Source organism: Rhodococcus sp. NPDC056960 (assembly GCF_042674125.1).
Lineage (GTDB): Bacteria > Actinomycetota > Actinomycetes > Mycobacteriales > Mycobacteriaceae > Rhodococcus_F.
This window is the reverse complement of record NZ_JBHURF010000014.1, coordinates 37,905-57,380: the sequence shown is the minus strand read 5'-3', so window position 1 is coordinate 57,380 and position 19,476 is coordinate 37,905. Positions and strand designations below refer to the sequence as shown.

Here is a 19,476-nt window from a genome sequence, read left to right as displayed (position 1 = left end):
GTGGCCAACCGACTTCAGCATGCGCATCCATGCCGCAAGACCTCGGACCCGATGACCTCGGGCATTCGGTTATACCCATATCGGGTATTGCCCAGGTCGGGCACCCGACCACAGTTGTCACCAGCTGCACTTGCCTGGCCATCCGACGTGCCCGGTCGGGCACTCGCTGATCCCCGCTTCTGACTTGTCTCATTGGCGACGCTCACCCCGCCGCCATCCCGATCCCTCACTCCTCTCGTGAGGGCGTTCACGTATGGACTTTCGCAATCTTCCTCCACCGTCCTCCCCGAAGCCTGAAGTACTCACGCGGTAGCGGATTACACGCGACACAACGAAGGGAAACGTATGAGCCACAACGAATCCGGCGGGCGGCACTACCTCAAAACGCAGAGGGTTGCACTCCTCGGCGCGGTGACAGTAGTGATCGGATTGACCACGAACGGGCTGGCCAGCGCCGCACCTGATCAGCCCGGGATCACGACACCAGAAGCTCCGGCAGAGCAGGCAGGCATCACTTCGACACCGTCGACGCCCATCGAGCTGGCACCAGCGGAGTTTTCCGAACCGGCCCAACCCGAGCCGGTGTACTGGGGTCCGGCGCCCGCCCAGGAGATCGAGTATCAGGCGATTCCGAACTACGACTACGACTCCAATGCATACGTGGCACCCGATGACTACTATCTCGCGCCGGTGCAGTTCGAGGAGCTGCATCTGCCGACGCCGGTCGAACCGACAAAGCCGTTCATCGCGCCGCGCGACACCCTGCGCATCGGGGAGCTGCACGTCAAGCAGCCGAATTGGGTCACCAACGGGGACAAGGACCGGACCAACAACTCCCTCGCACTGGTCGAGTCCGGAGTGTCGACAGGGTGGCGGTCCATCGGCGTGGAAACGGAACGGGCCGACCGGATCGCGGCGGCACAAATCGCCGCCGGTGCGGCAGGAGCGACCGTCGGCGCTGTCACCGCGGGTGCCACGGCGGCCACTGCCGGTGCCTTGGTCGGCGGCACCATCGGCGGTCTCGCCGGGATGACCGCGGGCAACGTGTTCCTCCCCGGCCTCGGGTGGGTGCCGGTGGGCATCGTAGGCACCGCCGCGGGTGCGGGGATCGGCGCGGCAGTGGCGGGTGCTCCCGCCGCTGCGGGTGGGGCACTGGTGGGCGGCGGTTTCGCTGTTGCAGCGGTGACGCCGCTCGCGGCCGGCGACAAGGGCGAACCGAAGGTGGTCGAGGTCCCGGACATCGACCAGTCCGCGGTCACTGAGCAGACCGAGCAGGTCGTCGAGCAGTGGGATTCGAATCCTGTCGGCTCCCAGGTCGTGTCGGCGGTGCAGGACACGGTCGAGGCGGCACCGGAGCTTGATACGCAGGTCCGCGACTTCACCGCGTCTGCGCCGGGTGGTGAGCAGGTGCTCGAGCAGGTCGACGGGGCCGTGGATGCATTCTTCGGGGAATCGACGCCCGGTTTGGCCTCGCAACTGATCAGCGGTGCGGTCGGCGCGGGACTCGTTCCGGCTGGCGTGTAGGGCGGGTGAGCGTCGTGCCCTGGAAGAAGACTGCGCCGGCGGCGCGCAGCTCGCGCGTGTTGTCGGCAACCGGCGGCACCGCACAGGCCGGTGGTACCGGTCCGCGGAGTCGCCGGATCGGGTTCCTGGCACTGACGGCGCTGGTCGTGGCGGTGCTTGCGGCGCTGGTGATCGTGGTGGTCTCGTTCCTGAGCCGCCTGTCTCCGAGTGACCCGGTCTCGCTGGACAGCGTTGCCCCCACAACAGCTCCGCCGTCATCAACGTCGACGGCTCCCGAGCTTGGGTGTCCGGCCGCGCAGGGCGATCAGGCCAGTGCAGAGGGCGTGATCGCTGCATTTGAGCACGCCTATTACGTGCAGCGATCCGGTGCGGCGGTGCGGGCCCTGGTCGCACCGGGTGTCCCGTTCAATTCGGCCGAAGCCGTTCAGCGCGGTATCGATTCGGTCCCGGCAGGGACGACGTACTGCCTCACGGTCACCGGTATTGCCCCGGACACGTACTCGATCGGGTTGACCGAGTACGCGCCGGGTGGCGAAGAGAAGCAGTACCTGCAGAAGGTCACGACCGCTGTGGTCGATGGCCGGGTGTTCATCGCGTCCGTCGAATCCGTGGGGAAGTAGCTGATGATGCGGAAAAGGGTTTCTACCGCAGTAATGATTGCTGGTGCGGCCGCGGCCGCGGTGATGTCACCGGTACCGGCGGCCGCGGCCGTGGGCAACGACTGCGCACGGTTCATCGCGGTACTGGTCCCGGGAACGACCGAAACGACGGCGGCCGCGGATCCGTCGCGACCGGCGGGGCTGTTGGGGTCGGTCGGCGAAGAACTCGAGAAGCGCTACGGCGCCTCGATCGAAACGGTGTACCCGAACTACGCGGCGCAGGCGTTCGTGCAAACCGGCATGTCGTATGCGACGTCGAAGACCGGTGGAGTGCAGTCGGTATCGAATGTGATGGCACGCTGCCCTGCGTCGAGTTTCGTCCTTGCCGGTTACTCGCAGGGCGCCGATGTCGCCAACGACGTCGCGGTGAACATCGGCGCCGGCCGCGGCCCGGTTCCCGCCTCGGCCATCCGTTCGGTGGTGCTGGTGGCGAACCCGAAGAACGGCACGAAAGGCTCCCAGCTGGTCGGGCCCAAGCTCGACGGCCAGGGCATCGCCGGCCCCGCAGCCGAAGGGTTCGGTGCGCTGTCGGGCCGGGTGTTCGATATCTGCAACCCGGGCGACAAGTACTGCAACACCAATGCCGGCCAGGACACGTTCCTCGCCTCGTTGGGACGGGTACTGGCCAATCCGCCCGGCGCGGTGGCGCCGACCGCAGCATCCGCGGCCGCCACCACCACGACCGCCCCGATCTCGGAAACCGCCACGACCACGAATGCCACACCGTCCGGCGGCGACGCCAGCCAGTTCATCACCGGAGTGAGCTCCGACTACGGGATCGCCGATCTGGCGTCCGCACCGGGTGCGGCGCAGTCGTTGGTCTCGGCCGTCGACCGACTCCAGTCCGCCTCGGCTCCGAATTCGATGTCGCAGTCCGTTGATGTCGCAGCGGTGCGTCAGCAGGCCCAGCTCGTGCAGGGCACGCTCGCCCCGATCGCCGAGACGGGCGCGTGGCTGGCCGCGAATCCGGCGGCCCGCGCAGGTCTGCGGGAGGCTCCGGCGGATTCGCCGGAGGCGGTGACGAACTCGGTGGTCGATACGTTGGACCAAGTCGACATTCCGAAAGTGCTGAATGCCGCCGATTCGGTCGTGCAGATGGCGAACACCATCCTCTCGTCCACTTCGGGTAGCGGCGCACCGACCACGGCTGCGGCAACCCCCGCCTCGTATGCGGACCTGAGCGCACCGGCGCAGCAGTTGTCCACGGGACTCGCGCCGATCGCGAACACCCCGATCGATCAACTCCAGACCGCGACATCGGTGCTCTCGGCGATCAAGCCGGTGACCATCATCAACCAGATCCTGAACGTGGTGGCCGGTGTGACGTCGGTGGACTACCCGGGTGTGGTGACGCATCTGCAAGCCCTGGTCGGACATCTGCTGGCCGGGAACATCAAGGCCGCACACCAGGTGGCAGGCGAGCTGAACAACCAACTCTCGCCGCTGGTCAAGATGGCGGCCGGCGTCGACGTGAAATCGCTCTCCCAGCTGATCCGGCTGATCCCGGACCCGTCCGGAACGGCAGCGATCGCGTCGATGGTGCTCGATCTGCTCGGGAACGTCGACGTCATCCGGCTGGCGCGCGATATCGGCCAAGTTCAGGAAGTGGCCTGGCAGGTCGCCGAGACCGGCAATCTCCTCGCGCTCGGACAACTGCTGCCACTGGGGCTGGACCTGGCGAACGTCGCACTCGGAGTCGTCGTTCCAGGCCAGAAGATGTCTCCGGAACAGCTGCACGCCCCCGCCGATGCACTGACCACGCTGATGGGCGCACAGGCCGCAAACAGCGACTTCGTGGGACTGGGCAACTCCGCGCTCAGCGCAGCGACCTCACCCAATGCCATGAACCTCACCGCGCTCCTCGACGAAGGATTCACCGCGGCAAGCTTTCTGGGATCGAAGGTCCACGAGGCCTACAACACCTGGCTGATCGACGGGAAACGCACCGCTCTGCAGGTCGTGGTGGACATCGCGACCAAAGCGATCGGAGGGTAGCCGGCACCTCACATCATCCGCAGGTGGGACACCTCTTGGGCGAGAGCGCTTCCCACCGGCGGAGATCCGAGTGCGCGGTAGCGCACTGCTGCTGACCTTCGCGGCCGGGCGGGCCAGGAAACGACACACGCAAAGGACCAGACGATGGGTGATGCACCCAGCTCCTCGAACACCGGCATCAAAGCCACGGCCGCAGTCCTCGCGGCCGTGGTGGTGATGGCCGGGTTCCTGGTGCTGGGCAGCGACAACCCACCCACGCCCACCGACTGTGTCCCGACCCGGTCGGCGACCCCCGGCCCGACCGGGGCGGTTCGGATGCCCGCCGCCGAGGGCCAGTACGAGTTGTCCTCACCGTTCGGCCCGCGGTGGGGCACCTTCCATCAGGGTGTGGACTTCGCCGGACCGGCCGGGACACCGATCTACGCCGCCGCCGACGGGGTGGTCACGGCGGCCGGACCGGCGACCGGGTTCGGTAACTGGATCGTCCTCGACAGCGAGATCGACGGCGGCAAGGTCTCGACCGTCTACGGCCACATGTACGACGACGGGGTGCTGGTCAAGACCGGCGAGAAGGTCACCGCGGGCCAGCACATCGCCGCGATGGGCAGCAATGGGGAATCGACCGGCTCTCACCTGCATTTCGAGGTCTGGCCCGGCGGGCGCCTGTCCGGAGGCACCGCTATCGACCCGATGCCGTGGCTGGCCTCGCACGGCGCCTCGGCCGCTCCCACCCCGGCGGCACCTGCGCCACCGGCACCGCAGGTGCGGCTGGCCGCCGCCAGCGACACGGAGATGGCGGCACTGTCCGCCACCAAGGGTTCGGAAGCACACTGGCAGGTCGACACCGTCCGGGTGGCGCGGGCGGTAGCCGCGACCTTCCCCGAGGTCGACACCATCGGCGGATGGCGCCCTGCGGACACCTTTCCCGACCATCCCTCCGGGCGGGCCGCCGACATCATGATCCCGAACTGGGACACCCCCGGCGGCAAGGCGTTGGGCGATGCGGTCGCCGACTACGTGATGGCGAACAAGGACCTCTTCCACGTCCAGTACATCATCTGGCGTCAGCAGTACCGGCCCGCCGCCGGTGAGGGAAACCTCATGGAAGACCGTGGATCCCCGACACAGAACCACTTCGACCACGTCCACGTCACCCTCGACGGGCACGGTTTCCCCGCTCCCGGCCAGCTCTACGGCGCCGTGCCCGGCGGCCCTCCCGCACCTGCCCCGACCACGGGCCCGTGCGCCGGTGCCCCCGCACCCCGATCCGGTGGCGGAATGCTGCGTCCGGGTTCGGTACCCCCCGCGTTCGAGCCGTGGATCATCAGGGCCGCCGCGACCTGCCCGCAGGTCCCGGCCCCGATCATCGCCGCGCAGATCGAGAACGAATCCCAGTTCGACGTGGGCGCGCACAACGCCGGCTCCGGCGCGGACGGGCCCACCCAGTTCCTCCCCGGCACGTGGGCGGCGAAAGCGGTCGACGGGGACGGGGACGGCCGCAAGGACACCCGCAGCATCCCCGATGCGGTGATGACCCAGGCCGCCTACGACTGCGAACTCGCCGACATCGCCGCCGAGATGCTCGCCGCCGGACAGATCCGCGGGGACCTCACCGAGCTCTACCTGTCGATGTACAACTGCGGCCCCGGCGCCACCGCCCGCCAAGGCGGCGTGTGCCAGAACGCCGAAACCCTCGCCTACGTCAAGAACATTCCCCGCCGGGCCGCCTCCGCGTTCGCCGCCGATCTGCCCACCGCCGCCTGACCCCAACACCGCAAAAGGACACCACCCATGACCAGCAGCACCGCACCGATCGGCCCGATCCGGCGCCGAGCCGCCCTGAGTGTCGCCGCGTGCGCCGCGGTGCTGCTGGCCGGGTGCTCCGCGCAGGAGCCGGCCAGCGACGGGACCACGGCGGCGACGACCGGTGCCCGCGCCCAGCAGTGGACACCCGGCACCGACACCACCGCCGATGTGACCCCACCGTCGGCGGCCCGAACCCTGCCGCCCGAGGCCGCCGGGGTCGACCGGACCAGCCCCGACGCCACCGCCCGGGCCGCGCTGACGGTGTGGTTCGGCTGGAACACCAACACCGACCGCGGCCCCAACGACGCTGCCGCGCGGGCCACCCCGCTGCTCTCGCCCCGCCTGGTCGACGCGGTGACCTCGACGACGTCGGTGACCGGCCCCGGCGCGCAATGGAACCAGTGGGCCACCGAACACGCCACGCTCACCGCCGACGTCGCCGCGTCCCCGGAGCTGGTCCCCGAGGAAACCGCCACCGAGGCGTACCGGGTGTTCGTGGTGACCCAGACCGCCCGCACCCCCGACGGCAGGGAGGTCGGCACCCGATCCACCACCGCGAACGTGCTTCTGCGCCGCACCGCCGACGAGTGGGAGGTCGACAAGATCTCCGAACGCTGACCCGCACCGACAGCGGACGACACCACCAGAACTGCCCGGCACCGGGCGGAAACCCCCGAAGAAAGGACACGAGAATGGCGACAGCCACAGCAGCGGATGAATGGGACCAGGCCGCGCACGCGGTGCGCGGGGCAGCCGAGGAGCTCCGCGGCGCCGACACGGCGGCCCTGCGCAGCTGGGCGCAGACCAACAAGCTTCTGTCCCGGTCGATGTGGCCGAAGATCAAGCGCGAGCTCTACAAGCAGCTCGACATCGACTACGACACCCAACGCGAAACCGAAACCGCGGCCCGCCAGCAGGCCGTCGCCGCGGCCGCCGTCGCAGCCCCGCTGGTCGAGCTCTATGCGGCCGGCGACGAGCGCGGCTCGTTCGCGGTGCTCCCCGGCCCGGCAGTCAATGACGGTAGCGACGCCGCCGTCAACGACGCCGCCTGGTACGGCACCTTCCACGAGAAGGACACCATCTACCGCGCCGGTGATCAGGACTCGGCGGACAACTCCGCTGCGGGCAAGGCGGTGTTCCTGGCCGGCAAAGTCCGCGAGGCGCAAGGCCTCGACGCGGTGCGGTTGCTCCTGCACATCAGCAACCCGCACCTCGACGGAAACCGGTTGGCCGGCACCGCAGCGAAGGCCGGAGTCGCCCTCGAACTCGACATCACCGACGCCAACCCGGCGTGCGAGTACTGCGAACGCCCCGGTTACCAGGCATGGCAGGCGATCCGGCTGACCGACCTCCTCGTCACTGACCAGCAGTAGCGGGGCGTCCCCAATGACCGACGACCCTGCCCAGAACCCGCTCGCCAGCCCACCCGAAGGAACCCTCGTGAGCACACCAGCGCGAAACGAGAACGACCACACCGACGACTACGGCGCCGAGAACGCAGTGAACCTGCGCACCCAGCGGCTCAAGCGCCAAACCCGACCCGAACCCGAACCCGAACCCGAACCTGACACCCCCGCCGCCACGGGCGATGCGGCGGCCGCCGAATACGACACGACCGACCACCACCAGCAATTCGCCGACCCGTACGCGGTCGGCCAGGACGCCCTGGCCGCGAACGAGGAACCGGTGACCGAGCCCTACCCTGTCCGCTCCGGCGCGGGACTGTTCGACCCCGACACCGGCGCCGACACCACCCCCGCCACCTGGGGATGGCGCGGCAAGCTCAACGCCGCCACCGGCCTGCGGATGCTCCCCAAGCCGGATTCGGCCGAGGCCCGGTTCCGCACCTCGATCACCCGGATCCAGCAGTCCCTGCCGGGCTGCTCGGTCGTATCGGTGCTCGGCCTCAAGGGCGGGGCCGGGAAGACACCGACCACGCTGGCGTTGTCGAACACCTTCGGCCGACACCGCGGCCGCGGCGTCGTCGCCTGGGATGCGAACGAGGCCACCGGCACCCTCGGAGACCGGGCCGCCCGCACCACCGATCCGGAACTCGGGCCGTGGGACGTGCTCGAGCACGCCTGCGAGCTGGCCTCGGCCGCCGCGGTGTCCGGTGTGCTGGGCCGGTACCTGCGCCTGCAACCGACCCTCGACGAAGTCCTCGCCGCCGACAACTCGACGATCCGCGAACGGGGGATCGGCTGGGACGAGTGCGCGGCCCTGATGGCGGTGCTGCGTCGGCACCGGGATCTGATCTTCATCGACACCGGGAACAACCCGCTCGCCCCGAACTGGCTGTGGGCGGTCGAGCATTCGGACCTGCTGGTGGTGCCGGTGCCGCTGCGCCGGGACATGGCGCAGCAGGCATACCGGATGCTCGAGGGCATCGCCGCCCGCGGCTTCGAGCACCTGGTGCGCTCGGCGGTGGTGCTGACCACGGTCACCCCCGAATCGGACCCGAGCCTCGAGGAGGGCATCGTGAAAGAGTTTGGGCACCTGGGCATCGAGCACGTGATTCGGGTGCCGTATGAGCCGCAGTTCGCGACCGGCAACCGTCTCGTACACGACCGGCTGGCGGCGGGCACGCTGGAGGCCTACACGAATGTGGCCGCCGGTATCGCCGACCTGCTGGCCCACAGCGCCTACGGGCGGCCGCAGACGTTGTCCGACTCGTACGCCCCGCAGCAGATGCAGCGCCCACCGGACGCGCCGCGGCGGCAACCACGCTACAGCCGCGGCGAGTCCTCTCCCCAGCAGCCGGTCCGGTACGCCGAACCCGACTCGCCCTACCCGCGCCGCGAACCGCACCCGGAACCCACCCCGCTGTGGGACCGCACCACCAACCCACCGAAAGGACGCCGCCGATGAACGCCGCAGCTCACCGACCCACCACGACAACCACCGAAGGAGAAGTCATGGCCCTGCCACCGCGCCGCACTGCGGCCCGCCGGTTGCTCACCGCGGCCACGACGACGGTGACCGTGCTGACCATGACGGTGCTCACGGCCGGCCCCGCGGCAGCGCAGATCCAAAACCCGACCGACGGCGTCACACCGAGCATGGAGTTGCTCGGCCCCGCCTTCAACAACGTGTGGGTACGAATCTTCGGCTCCATCTGGGGAGTGCTGCTCGGGGCCTCGGCGATCAAGTTCTTCACCGCGATCTACAAGATGCGGGCAGCAAGGGCCGGTGGATACGGCGCCGAAATGTCGGACGCCGCATCCGAAGCCAAGGTCGCAGCGGTGGCATTCGGATGCCTCGCCGGCGGCGGCGTGATCATCGGCGCCATCCTCTTCGTCGTCGGCGGCTGAACCAGCCGTCTTCTGACCACCAACACTTCCAGCAGACAAGGAAACTCGAATGCCGAAAGACTTTTCCTCAGTGAGCACCAGCTCAACGACGGGACCGACCTTCGCAACGGGCACCAGCGGACCGTCCAAAGGTGGCCGTAAGTGGGTGCTGCCGACCGTGATCGGTGTGGCGGTGCTGCTGGTGGTCGCGCTGATCATCGCGGTGACCTCCAGCGGCGGGAAGGACGAGGCCACCGGCTCCGACGCGATCCGCACCGCCCACGGGCCGAACACGATCATCGACGGTGTGCCCCGCGGCTACACCCGCGATCAGGCCGGCGCGCAGACGGCGGCGGTGAACTTCATCCAGGCCCTCGGACAGACCGACCAGGGCCGGGTCGACGGGGCGAAGCTGCGCGAACTCGCCGTCGGTTCCTCTCCGAGCACAGCTCTGACCACGGTCCTCGACTCGGCCAGCGGCCGCGAGGAATCGAAGGGGACAGTCAACAATGTCCCGCTGATCGTGACCGTCACCGACTTCACCCAGGATGCGGCGACGGTGTCGGAGTGGGGGATGGGCGTGAGTCAGGCACCGATCAGTGCCGACACCGACAAGGTCGGGATCTTGTCGGTGTATGCCACGACCACGGTGAAGCTGGTGTGGGAGGGCGACGACTGGAAGGCCGTGGACTGGAGTTTCGCCAGCGGACCGGAGCTTAAGGACGCCCAGTTCCCGGCCGCTGATTCCCCGCTCGCCCAGCAGGGTGCGGGCGGCTTCTACACGTTCTACGTCAACTAAGGGGTGGGGCCGATGCTGTGGCGCACACTCATTCTGGCGTTCTTCGCCCTGGTCCTGCCCGCATTGCTGTGTTCGACTCCGGCTGCGGCCGAGCCCACCGCGGTGCCGGAGGCGGGTCCCGGTGGGTCGGCTGCCACGAAGTCGGCCAAGGAACTGCCCGAGGGCTTCCCGGCGGATTTGAAACAGTTCGTCGCCGGGACAGACGAATTCAAGTCCGCACCCTGGTTCACCGGGGACTGCAAGGACAAGGGCGGTGACATCGGCCAGTACGTCGGCTCGGTGATGACCGAGGAGAAGCGGTTGCTGTACTGGACCGCCTCCGATGATGTCCGCCTGGCGATGTGGGCGCCGACCCTGAACCTGACCAAGGACCCGGTGCTGATTCAGGCGGTGGTCGACGCTGGCGGACAAGAATCCGGAATCACCGGTGTCCCTCTCGATGTCGAGGCGAACAAGAAGGCCGTCCTGTCGATCACCGACGAGTCCGTGCTCGGCGCGGTGTACCCGGATGTCTACCCGGCCGGGGACACCGGGATGCAGCCACCGGCGCCCACGTGCGCCGACGACGTCGCGAGGTGGACCACAACAACCTCGAGCACCTGGGGGTTCGACTGGGCCAAGACCCCCGATCCGGCATCGCTCGAAGCCATGAAGGCGCAGCCGCACGCCGACATGGTTCCGGCGAACGCGTGGGACGACACCTGCAACTCAGGGGCTCCTGACGTGCTGTGCATGCACGCGATGTTCGTCAACTGCGACAAGACCAACCGCATGGACGACAAAACCGCCTGCACGGCGTGGAACACCAAGATCGGTGCCCTGTTCGGCGGAACCATGAACTGGATCGACCAGAACACCAGCTTCTCCGACCGGCTCGGTACTGCCCTCGAGTCCGCGTTCAAGGCGACCCCGCAGTACAAGGCGGGGAAGATGTTCGCCGACGGCTTCACCTGGGTCTGGGACCACACCGTCGGTGCGGCCGCCAAGGTCGTCGACTTCGTCAATGATCCGTCCGATGTGGTCGATTCCTGGGCGAACAAGCTCAAGGCCGGATCGATTTCGACCACGACCGCGGTGCTGCACGGCTTGGCCGGAGTGGGGGAGTTCGACGCGGGAAACCAGTCCTTCCTCGCGATCTACGCGGCGTCGGCGGGGCTGGGGATCCTGGTGATGGCCTTGATGACGCTGCTGGCGATCCACAAGGCCTCCGACGGCAGCAGACCGCCGATGGAGCTGGCCAAGGACCTGTTCGGCTACCTGCCGGCGGGGATCATCGCGATGATGTTCGCCCCCGGTGCCGCGCAGATGGTGATCTCGTTGGCCCACGAACTCACCAACGGCATCGTCGCAATGCTGGGCACCACCACCGACGAGGTGATCACCAACATTTCGGCGGTCCTCGGGCCGCTGACCGACTCCACGATGGTCGGCGGCCCCATCGCCGCGATCGTGGGTTTCGGGCTGTTGTTCCTCGGTGCGATGTCGATGTTCTTCGGGTTCTTGATGCACGCGGCGGCCTTGCCGCTGCTGGCGATCGTGTCCGCCATCGCCTTCGGTATGTGGGTACACCCGGTCTGGCGGAAGAAGGCCCTCCGCCCGGTGATGACGTTCCTGGGCGTCGTGTTCTCCAAGCCCCTGCTGTTGCTGCTGCTCGGCGGCATCTTCTCCGTCATCAACACCGCTGCCGAAGGCTCGGTGGCCGACGACGGCGAACTCGAATCCCTGGGACAGCTCTCGCTGATCGCGGTGTGCTTCGTGATGATCGGGCTGGCCCCGTTCTCGCTGCTCAAGTACGGACCCGTCCTGCCCACCTCCTCCGATTCCGCGGACTTCGGATCGAGCGGGTCCTCGGCCGGGCAGACCATCGGCTCGAGCGCCGGGATGTACCAGATGGCGGCCGCCGGTGGTGGCGGTGCCGGCGACCACAACCGCGGCGCCGCCACCGCACCGGGCCGCGACAACGCCGGCGCCGGTGCATCCGCCGTGGGTGGTCCGGGCGGCGGGCACGCTCCCTCGCCGGCCGACCAGCAGTCGGCGTCGAGCACCCACGCTGCGAACACCAGCCACCAGACGCAGTCCGCATCCGGTGGCCACGGCAGCAAGTCCGGTGCCACGAGCGCGGTGATGGGCAGCGCGGAGAAGAAGCTGGTCGGCGCCGCGGCCGGGGTCGGTACCGGGATGGTCGCCCCGATCGCGCTCGCCGCGGCCGGCGCGGCGATGAACAAGACCGCCTCAGCGGCGCAGAACGCCCCCGAACACGCGGACGGAGACAACTGATGCACCAGCAACGCACCGCGGTCCTCGGCCGCGAAGTCGCCCGGCGCGGCATCCTCCCGTTCCCCGAACCGGTCGTGATCTCCTGGTGCGCCACCCTCGTCGTCGCGCTCGCCGCACTCTTCGTGGTCGGCTCGTCCTGGCAGGTTCTTCTCTTCGATCTGCTGGTGATCCTGTCGGTTCTCGCGGTCACCCTCGAGATCGATCACCGCGAGTCCTACGGCAGCCGCAAGGCAAAGGAAATCCGGAACAAGGCGCGCCGCAAGCGCGGTGAGCACATCTTCGTCAACCCGACCGATTCGCGGTTCGGTGACCCGGACTCCGATCCGGGGTGGGACAAGCCGGTCCCGCTCTACCGGGCCGAACCGGTCGATCTGACCGGCACCGGACTCGACGACATGTTCATCGTCGAGCACCGCACTCCCGGCGACAACGACTACTACTCGGTGATGATCGCGATGCAGGGTCTCGCCGAGGGGCTGCGCGGCGACCCGGAGTGGGCGGTGACCTCATCGGCATTCGGGCGAACCCTCGCCAGTTTCGCCAAACGCAGCAGCTTCGTCCGCGGTATCGAGATCCTGCACCGCAGCGTCCCGGAAGATCTGATCCCGCACGAGAGTTGGGTCGCCGAACAGATCCAGGCCCTGGGACCGGCCGCCGAGCAGGTGCTGCCCGCGATTGCCTCCTACGGCCAGCTCATCGACCGGATCCGCCCCTACTCCGAGGGCCACCGCGCCTACGTCGTGCTGATCCTGCCCAAGTCGGGGGACCTGTTGTCCGAGGGCGCCCGGGTGGCCCGCCGGAAGGACGCACCCCTGATCGGCGGTATCGCGCAGGTCATCCGGGACGAAACGATGCGGGCGGTCGCCGCGCTCGAGCGGGCCAAGATGGGCCGGGTCGAGGTCTACGGCGAGCAGCGGGCCTGCGCGGTGATCCGTTCCTGCCTCGATCCGACCTTCCCGCTCGAATCACACAAGGGCGTGCGATGGGAGAACTGCTGGCCCTCCTACGTCGGCGGCGAGGACACCGTGGAGGTGGCAGGGAACTGGCACACCCGGGTCGGGACCATCCCGGCCCGATCCATCGAACCGGTCGAACTCGGCCCGCTGTGGTTGGCGCCGCTGCTGACCGGGGTCGCCCCCGATCCCGGGGACGACGAGATCCCCGCCGCCCCCACGATCCGGACGGTGATGGTGCGGATGGACTTCGTCGAGGCATCCAAGGCACGCGAGGCCGCCAAGGTCGACGCCACCCAGGACCGGGCCAAGCAGATCGACGAAGAACGCAAGGGCAAGACCACCGACGGCACCTCCGAAGTGATGGCCAGCGCCTCCGCACGCCGCCGTGAGGACCTCAAACCCGGAACCGGGCATCACGGGGTCATCTACTCGATGGCCCTCTCGGTCACCGGCCGCGACGAGGACGACGCACTGCGGGCCTGCATGCGCGTCGAACAAGCAGCCGACGAGTGCGGCATCTCCGAAATCGAATGGCAGAACCAGCGGCACGACGTCGCGATGTTCCTGACCCTGCCGCTCGGTCGGGGTCTGGCGGCCACCAAACACACCCGCGCGAAGTCCACCCGACTCCTCTGAACTGGAGCTACCACCATGATGAGCAGTGACACCATCACCACCCCCGAAGCCCCGAGCACCCCTCGGGAACCCGGCCGGAAAGCCGCCCGCCGTTGGTGGTTCGGCGGTGGCCGCAAGAAGATCCGCGCGGTCACCCCGGAAGAGGTGGCCGTCGCGCAGGCCTATGACGAGATCCCCCGTACCGTCGCCCGCCGGGCGGCACCGACCCGGAAGAAGTGGCTCGACCGGTGGGGCTGGTACGAGGTCCGCGTCGAAGGCTCGTGGACCTCCACCAGGCAGGGCGAAGCGCTGAACCTGGCCACCTCCCGCCGCTCGGTCCGCCACGAGGGGCTGATGACGGGGCTGAACAAGATCTCCCAGTCGATGGTGATCACCGACCCGTTCGCCCTGTACGGCTCGGAAATCGAGAACATCAACGTCGCCGTCATCGGGGACATCGGCAAGGCGAAGTCCTCGCTGATCAAGACCGCGATGTGCCTGCGCCCCCTGACGCTGCGCCGTCAGGTCGTGGTCATCGACAAGAAGCGCCAGGGCAACAAGGGCGGCGAATACAGCGGCATCGCCCAGTTCCTCGGCGCCCGCTCGATCCGATTCCGCACCGGCACCCAAGGAATGCGACTGAACCTGCTCGACCCGGCGATCGCCTCCGGCGGCGCCCGCGTCGACGGCGTCGACCCCGCCGGTCAGGAAGCCCTGGTCGGCGCCGTCACCGAGGACACGATGGGCCGCGAGCTGACCGAGAAGGAGAAGGGCGCAGTCGACCTCGCCCTCAAGGTCGTGGGCGCCCGTGCCCGCGCCGAGAACCGCGAACCGATCCTCATCGAACTGTCCGACGAACTGCTCAACCCCAGCCCCGACAGCGCCGACGTCCTCGGCCCGCTGTGGGCGGACGAGTCCCGCCGGTGGGGCCTCGACCCCGGCCTGGCGCTGCGCCGGCTCTGCGAGGGCGACCTCAAGGGCCTGGTCGACGAGGCCACCTCCCCGGAGATCCGCGAGGCACTCGAGCACCCGTTCGTGCACTTCGACGTCTCGGCGCTGCCCACCAAGGGACCGGCGCTGCGGGTGATCATGACCGTGATCAACACCTGGCTCGCGAACGTCCTCGCCTCCCGCTCGGCCGACCACAAGCAGACCCTGCTGCTGGTCGAAGAGGGCTGGCACGTCGCCGACGGATCCACCGGCAAGGTGTTCCGCGAGAACATGAAACTCTCCCGCGGCCTCGGACTGTCTACCGTCTCCGCGTTCCACCACATCTCCGACCTGCCGCCGGACTCACCGGCGCGGGCGCTGATGAAGGAGGCGGGCATCGTCTTCCTCTACGGGCAGGACCGGCTCGAGGACGCCGAGGAGACCGCCCGGATGTACCACCTGCCACCGGGATCGGTGGACATCATCATGTCCCTCGACAAGGGCCACTGCCTGGTCAAATACGGCAAGGCCGACCCGATCCTGATGGAACACGTCCGCTCGGACACCGAAATCGCCCTCACAGACACCGACGAAGTGATCAAGGGAGCATCAGCATGACCCGTCAGCTCATCGAGGACGCCATCACCCGGTTGGTCATCGCCGTCTCGACCGCCGCCCTCCTGTGGTTGCCCGCTCTCGCCCCAGTACTCCGCGACCCACTGGTCGACGCCCTCTCCCGGGTGATGCCCAACGCCTGGGCACCCATGGTCACCGCCGCCGGGGCACTGACCGTCTCGGGCATCGCATGCATCGCGATCGCGACCCTCTCCGCCGCCGAGCAGCTCACGGACGCGTACACCGATCGCCGCCACCTGAACGCCTCCGACCCGATGGGGGACCCGTCGTGAATACCGCACAACAGCCCCCGGCCCCGAGGGTCGTCCCGTTCGGGTTCTTCCCGGCAGTAAGCGTCGCCGCCAGTGTCGTGGTCAGCGTGGTCGGTGGTGGTTACCTCTCCGGTGTCCTCGCCGGTCACGGCGGCGCATTGCCCACCGGTGTGTACGGGTTCCTCGACGTCCTCAAAGGCTTGTTCCTTTCGCCCGGCGCTCCGGCAGCAGCCTGGCCCGAAGGATCGCGACCCGGGGGACCGGTACTGACCTGGACCTGCATCGGGATTCTCGCGCTGGCCTGCATCCTGGCCGGGGCGTATGTGTCGTCGAAGCTCGCGATACGCAAAGCCGCGCAGCGGGTTCGGGGGGAGGGGTTCGCTGATCGCGCCGAGCTGGTGCGCCACGGCGTCAGCGAGAAGGAAGCGGTGAAGAAGGCGAAGAAGACCCGCGCCTCACTCGCCGACGTGCCGCTCCGCAAGATCGACGCCGCCTCCGCGACCACCAGGATCGGGTCGCTCTACGACGCCAAGAAGGAAGGTGTGTACCTGCAATACCGGGACGGGCTCCTCGTCGAGGGTCCCACCGGTTCGGGTAAGACCTGGCGGGTGTGCTGGCAGGGAGTCACCAGCGCAGTCGGGCCGGTCGTGGCCACCACCACCCGCGGTGACCTGCTGCGCTCGACGTGGGCCGAACGCCGCGAGATTGGTCAGGTCGGGGTCTTCGACCCGGAAGGGCTGACCGCGTTTCCGGACAAGATGCGGTGGTCGATCCTCGACGGCTGCGAAGACCCCGAGGTGGCGTTGCGCCGGGCGGAAGCACTGGTGCAGGCCATGCCGATGGACGACACCAAGAACTCCGGGTACTGGAACGGCAAGGCCGCCATGCTGATGCGCGGCTACCTGTATGCGGCTGCGGTGACCGGCGTGGATCTGCGCACGGTGAAGGTGTGGGCGTCCTCGCGGACCGTCAAACCCGTCCGCGACGTCCTCTCGGTCGACCTGCCGGACTGGGACGCCGAACTCGGTCAGGCCCTCGGGTCGAAGTCCGATTCCTCCGACGATGTGATCAGCGCCTGCACCCGGCTGCTCGAGCCGTTGGCGTCGCCGGCGTTGATGAACGCGGTCAACGTCCCCCAGGGCAAGTCCGCGGATCTGAAAGCCCTGCTCACCGAGGGAAATAACACGATCTACCTGGTCTCCGAGGGGCACAGCCGCTCCGCGGCCGCGTTCACCACCGTCCTGTCCGCGGAGCTGTATCACGTCGCCAAGCACCACGGCCTGAGCAACCCGGACGACCGGCTCGACCCACCGCTGCGGATGGTCCTCGACGAGATGAACAACGTCGCCGCGATCCCGAACATGCCCTCGCTCATCACCGACTCCGGGGCCCGCGGTATCCAGATCTGGGCGGTCGTGCACAGCGCGAACCAGAACGAAGACCGGTGGGGGCGGGTCGCCGGCCGCCGGCTGACCACCGAATCTCCGGTCCGTCTGATCCTCCCCGGTCTCGGTGACGACCAGGAGCTGGCGTCGATCTCCCGGCTGCTCGGCAACCGCGACGAGTACACCAGCCCCCTAGCTCCGCCACGGTCAGTGCCGCGGATGCCCGTCGACCAGATCCGGCAGATGCCTGCCGATCAGGGATTGCTGCTCGCCCGGGGCATGGCGCCGGTAAAACTGCACCTCCCGGCAGTGTGGGATGTCCCCAACATCAAGGAACGAGTCGAGGCCAACCAGGCACTGTTCGATGAGTACGCCGCGAAAGCAGTCGTGTGATGAGTGTTCCCCCGTACCGGCCCGGACCATTTGATTGGCGTCACCTGGATCAGCAGGCTGCGTCGGAACTGTGGGTCGAACTCATCCACTGGGTCGAATGGCTGCGTGAGCGCTACGACTTCGGCCGCGACATCCGGCCCTGCTGGTTCCAACACAGCGCACTCGTCGAGGAACTGACCGCGGCTATGGTGGCCCACCGGTCGTCCTACCAACAGACGAAGGACCCGTACCACCACGGTCCCGCCGCATGGCACTACCAGGTACTGCGCCCGATGATGGCCCGCATGACGGCGATCACCGACTTCGAACAATGCACCCAGGATGCCTGCGGGTTCACCCCGGCCAGGGTCCACACCCTGACCACCATCGCCGAGTTCGTCGACACCGATGTCAGGCGGCGGTCCGAATCGCCAAATGCAGGCTTCCCGACAGATCTGGACTCCGCGGCCTCCGATGCTGCGGTGACATTGAGTATGGAAGAAGCCATCACCGCGATCGATACCGGACTCGCGGTTGCCGAAGACCCCGCTGACGATTTCTCGGCGTTCACCATCGGCGATGCCCGATACGAATACGACGACGACGCAGGCCAGTACGTGCGAGCCCAATAGCCGTCCCCGAACTGAAGCGCCGGCCAACCGACGGTGCCGCCGCGGTCTCGCCCACCACATAGCGAGCTCAAACCGGCGATCCGGCCAGCGCTTCACGTGCTCGTCACGGCAGTACGGCCTGGTTGCCTCCGCCTGGGACCAGCCTTTGGTGCCGTGGCGGGCACACCCCGTGCGTTTGCTCCACCGCGAAGGTGTCACCATTGAGACAGACAACCGGCATACTCCCAAAGGTGTCTCTACCTGCGGGAGTACAAACAGCCCTATCCAACTTCTGGTCGGTGTTGTGGAGCAGCGAATGGCTGGCCAACGTCGGACTACCGCTTCTAGTGGCCGGCGCCGCTCTCTGGTTCGCGGTCCACGCGCTCAGCACCCAACTCGACAGCGATCGAAGGCTGGCACGCGAAGAACGTAGGCAAGCGCACGCGGAGCGATTCGCAGCCGCGATCGACAAAATTGCCGACGAGTTGGAGCGCTATGCCAGCGACGTGCGTAATCCCGCGCATCGAACACCTGTAAATGGCGGATACATGGACCTCCTTCGATTGATGGATCCACTGACTAAGGCCACCTTGCGAGCGATGAAGACGCTCGGAAATTCCGACGCGATCAAAGACGTGTCGGCATTCGAACAATCGTTACGGCACCGCTTCTCACGAGCAACGACTGACCACGTCGAGAGAGCTCGCAACGCCGGGTACACGGACGAAGACATCCGAGAAGCGCTAGCACATCTCATTGACGAATACGTACAGACGTTTCGCGTAACTGCCGACAACCTCGAGGATTGGGACGGCTCGCGGCACTTGCCAGTGAGCGCGGTCAGAGGTCCGCAGGTTGGTGTCGCTTTTCCCAGTGACCGAGGCACCTTCTCAACAGCTCCAAACCCACCTGCATTACTCGGCGAAGTTGCGGACGACTACTACCTTTTCGAAAGCTACGTTCGCGTCGCACGGACCGCACGTACGGGTGTCTCCGATTGACTGAGAGGTTAATATGCGCCTCGCGAACTGGCACTAGCACCACAAATGAGCTCAATCTGAAACCAGGAGAGCGCAGAGACGCCGGAACTCATCAAAAGTCCTACAAGCTGCCACGCGAGCGTGGAACTGCATTATGTGATCGTCCGACCCGGTTGACTACCGCTGTACGCGAGGGCATGTTTCGCTGCAGGATCAGCGATCAAGTGGTCCACTGCCGTGGAAGTTCTCATCCACGATTCGATGTCGGCGTCGAACCGGCCTGCGAGACTTCGGCAGTCTTCCACGATTCTCTTGGGGCTGTATCGAAGCTGTCCCCCTTGCGACTGACCCGGCTGTGGGAATCCGAATACCACACTCTCGCAGTGACTC

General features: G+C 67.6%; 16 protein-coding genes. All 16 read left to right on the top strand.

Features of this window, described 5'->3' with window-relative positions; genetic code table 11:
- Positions 1–345: 345 nt before the first annotated feature.
- A complete protein-coding gene (locus ACFTWF_RS22690) occupies positions 346–1,524 on the top strand; it encodes an insoluble domain protein (RefSeq protein ID WP_378463433.1) in 1,179 nt (392 codons plus the stop codon).
- A gap of 5 nt (positions 1,525–1,529) precedes the next feature.
- Positions 1,530–2,144 carry a hypothetical protein gene (locus ACFTWF_RS22685; protein WP_378463432.1) on the top strand — a complete coding sequence of 205 codons (615 nt, stop codon included), beginning with the start codon at positions 1,530–1,532 and terminating at the stop codon, positions 2,142–2,144.
- A 33-nt stretch (positions 2,145–2,177) separates the two neighbouring features.
- Positions 2,178–4,178 (top strand): cutinase family protein, encoded by a 2,001-nt coding sequence (locus ACFTWF_RS22680; protein WP_378463431.1) that lies wholly within the window; start codon positions 2,178–2,180, stop codon positions 4,176–4,178.
- 144 nt (positions 4,179–4,322) lie between these two features.
- Positions 4,323–5,942 carry a peptidoglycan DD-metalloendopeptidase family protein gene (locus ACFTWF_RS22675; RefSeq protein ID WP_378463430.1) on the top strand — a complete coding sequence of 540 codons (1,620 nt, stop codon included), beginning with the start codon at positions 4,323–4,325 and terminating at the stop codon, positions 5,940–5,942.
- A 27-nt stretch (positions 5,943–5,969) separates the two neighbouring features.
- The gene (locus ACFTWF_RS22670) at positions 5,970–6,602 is read left to right on the top strand and encodes a hypothetical protein (RefSeq protein ID WP_378463429.1); all 633 of its coding nucleotides are present in this window, start codon (positions 5,970–5,972) and stop codon (positions 6,600–6,602) included.
- A 74-nt stretch (positions 6,603–6,676) separates the two neighbouring features.
- Positions 6,677–7,357, top strand: a complete 681-nt coding sequence (locus tag ACFTWF_RS22665; RefSeq protein WP_378463428.1) for a hypothetical protein — start codon at positions 6,677–6,679, stop codon at positions 7,355–7,357.
- 67 nt (positions 7,358–7,424) lie between these two features.
- A complete protein-coding gene (locus ACFTWF_RS22660) occupies positions 7,425–8,852 on the top strand; it encodes a ParA family protein (RefSeq protein WP_378463427.1) in 1,428 nt (475 codons plus the stop codon).
- 47 nt (positions 8,853–8,899) lie between these two features.
- Complete coding sequence (locus ACFTWF_RS22655) at positions 8,900–9,295, top strand: hypothetical protein (protein ID WP_378463426.1); 396 nt, start codon at positions 8,900–8,902, stop codon at positions 9,293–9,295.
- A gap of 70 nt (positions 9,296–9,365) precedes the next feature.
- Positions 9,366–10,073: a hypothetical protein gene (locus ACFTWF_RS22650; RefSeq protein ID WP_378463425.1), complete on the top strand. Its 708-nt coding sequence runs from the start codon at positions 9,366–9,368 to the stop codon at positions 10,071–10,073.
- Positions 10,074–10,085: 12 nt separating this feature from the next.
- On the top strand, positions 10,086–12,350 hold the full coding sequence (locus ACFTWF_RS22645; protein ID WP_378463424.1) for a hypothetical protein: 2,265 nt from the start codon (positions 10,086–10,088) through the stop codon (positions 12,348–12,350).
- A complete protein-coding gene (locus ACFTWF_RS22640; RefSeq protein ID WP_378463423.1) occupies positions 12,350–13,942 on the top strand; it encodes a hypothetical protein in 1,593 nt (530 codons plus the stop codon). The genes ACFTWF_RS22645 and ACFTWF_RS22640 overlap by 1 nt, the downstream gene beginning before the upstream one ends.
- A gap of 15 nt (positions 13,943–13,957) precedes the next feature.
- Positions 13,958–15,469 (top strand): ATP/GTP-binding protein, encoded by a 1,512-nt coding sequence (locus tag ACFTWF_RS22635; RefSeq protein WP_378463422.1) that lies wholly within the window; start codon positions 13,958–13,960, stop codon positions 15,467–15,469.
- Entirely contained in the window at positions 15,466–15,759 is a 294-nt protein-coding gene (locus ACFTWF_RS22630; protein WP_378463421.1) for a hypothetical protein, read from the top strand. The genes ACFTWF_RS22635 and ACFTWF_RS22630 overlap by 4 nt, the downstream gene beginning before the upstream one ends.
- Positions 15,756–17,516: a type IV secretory system conjugative DNA transfer family protein gene (locus ACFTWF_RS22625; RefSeq protein WP_378463420.1), complete on the top strand. Its 1,761-nt coding sequence runs from the start codon at positions 15,756–15,758 to the stop codon at positions 17,514–17,516. The genes ACFTWF_RS22630 and ACFTWF_RS22625 overlap by 4 nt, the downstream gene beginning before the upstream one ends.
- Positions 17,516–18,127, top strand: coding sequence for a hypothetical protein (locus ACFTWF_RS22620; RefSeq protein ID WP_378463419.1), 612 nt, complete (start codon positions 17,516–17,518; stop codon positions 18,125–18,127). Before ACFTWF_RS22625 ends, ACFTWF_RS22620 begins: the two co-directional genes overlap by 1 nt.
- A 200-nt stretch (positions 18,128–18,327) precedes the next feature.
- Positions 18,328–19,107 carry a hypothetical protein gene (locus ACFTWF_RS22615; protein ID WP_378463418.1) on the top strand — a complete coding sequence of 260 codons (780 nt, stop codon included), beginning with the start codon at positions 18,328–18,330 and terminating at the stop codon, positions 19,105–19,107.
- The last annotated feature ends 369 nt before the right edge of the window (positions 19,108–19,476 follow it).

Bases quoted from the DNA above. Each gene is read 5' to 3' on its own strand.
- ACFTWF_RS22690 (WP_378463433.1), top strand. From the start codon at position 346: ATGAGCCACAACGAATCCGGCGGGCGGCACTACCTCAAAACGCAGAGG.
- ACFTWF_RS22680 (WP_378463431.1), top strand. From the start codon at position 2,178: ATGATTGCTGGTGCGGCCGCGGCCGCGGTGATGTCACCGGTACCGGCG.
- ACFTWF_RS22675 (WP_378463430.1), top strand. From the start codon at position 4,323: ATGGGTGATGCACCCAGCTCCTCGAACACCGGCATCAAAGCCACGGCC.
- ACFTWF_RS22670 (WP_378463429.1), top strand. From the start codon at position 5,970: ATGACCAGCAGCACCGCACCGATCGGCCCGATCCGGCGCCGAGCCGCC.
- ACFTWF_RS22665 (WP_378463428.1), top strand. From the start codon at position 6,677: ATGGCGACAGCCACAGCAGCGGATGAATGGGACCAGGCCGCGCACGCG.
- ACFTWF_RS22655 (WP_378463426.1), top strand. From the start codon at position 8,900: ATGGCCCTGCCACCGCGCCGCACTGCGGCCCGCCGGTTGCTCACCGCG.
- ACFTWF_RS22645 (WP_378463424.1), top strand. From the start codon at position 10,086: ATGCTGTGGCGCACACTCATTCTGGCGTTCTTCGCCCTGGTCCTGCCC.
- ACFTWF_RS22640 (WP_378463423.1), top strand. From the start codon at position 12,350: ATGCACCAGCAACGCACCGCGGTCCTCGGCCGCGAAGTCGCCCGGCGC.
- ACFTWF_RS22635 (WP_378463422.1), top strand. From the start codon at position 13,958: ATGATGAGCAGTGACACCATCACCACCCCCGAAGCCCCGAGCACCCCT.
- ACFTWF_RS22630 (WP_378463421.1), top strand. From the start codon at position 15,466: ATGACCCGTCAGCTCATCGAGGACGCCATCACCCGGTTGGTCATCGCC.
- ACFTWF_RS22620 (WP_378463419.1), top strand. From the start codon at position 17,516: ATGAGTGTTCCCCCGTACCGGCCCGGACCATTTGATTGGCGTCACCTG.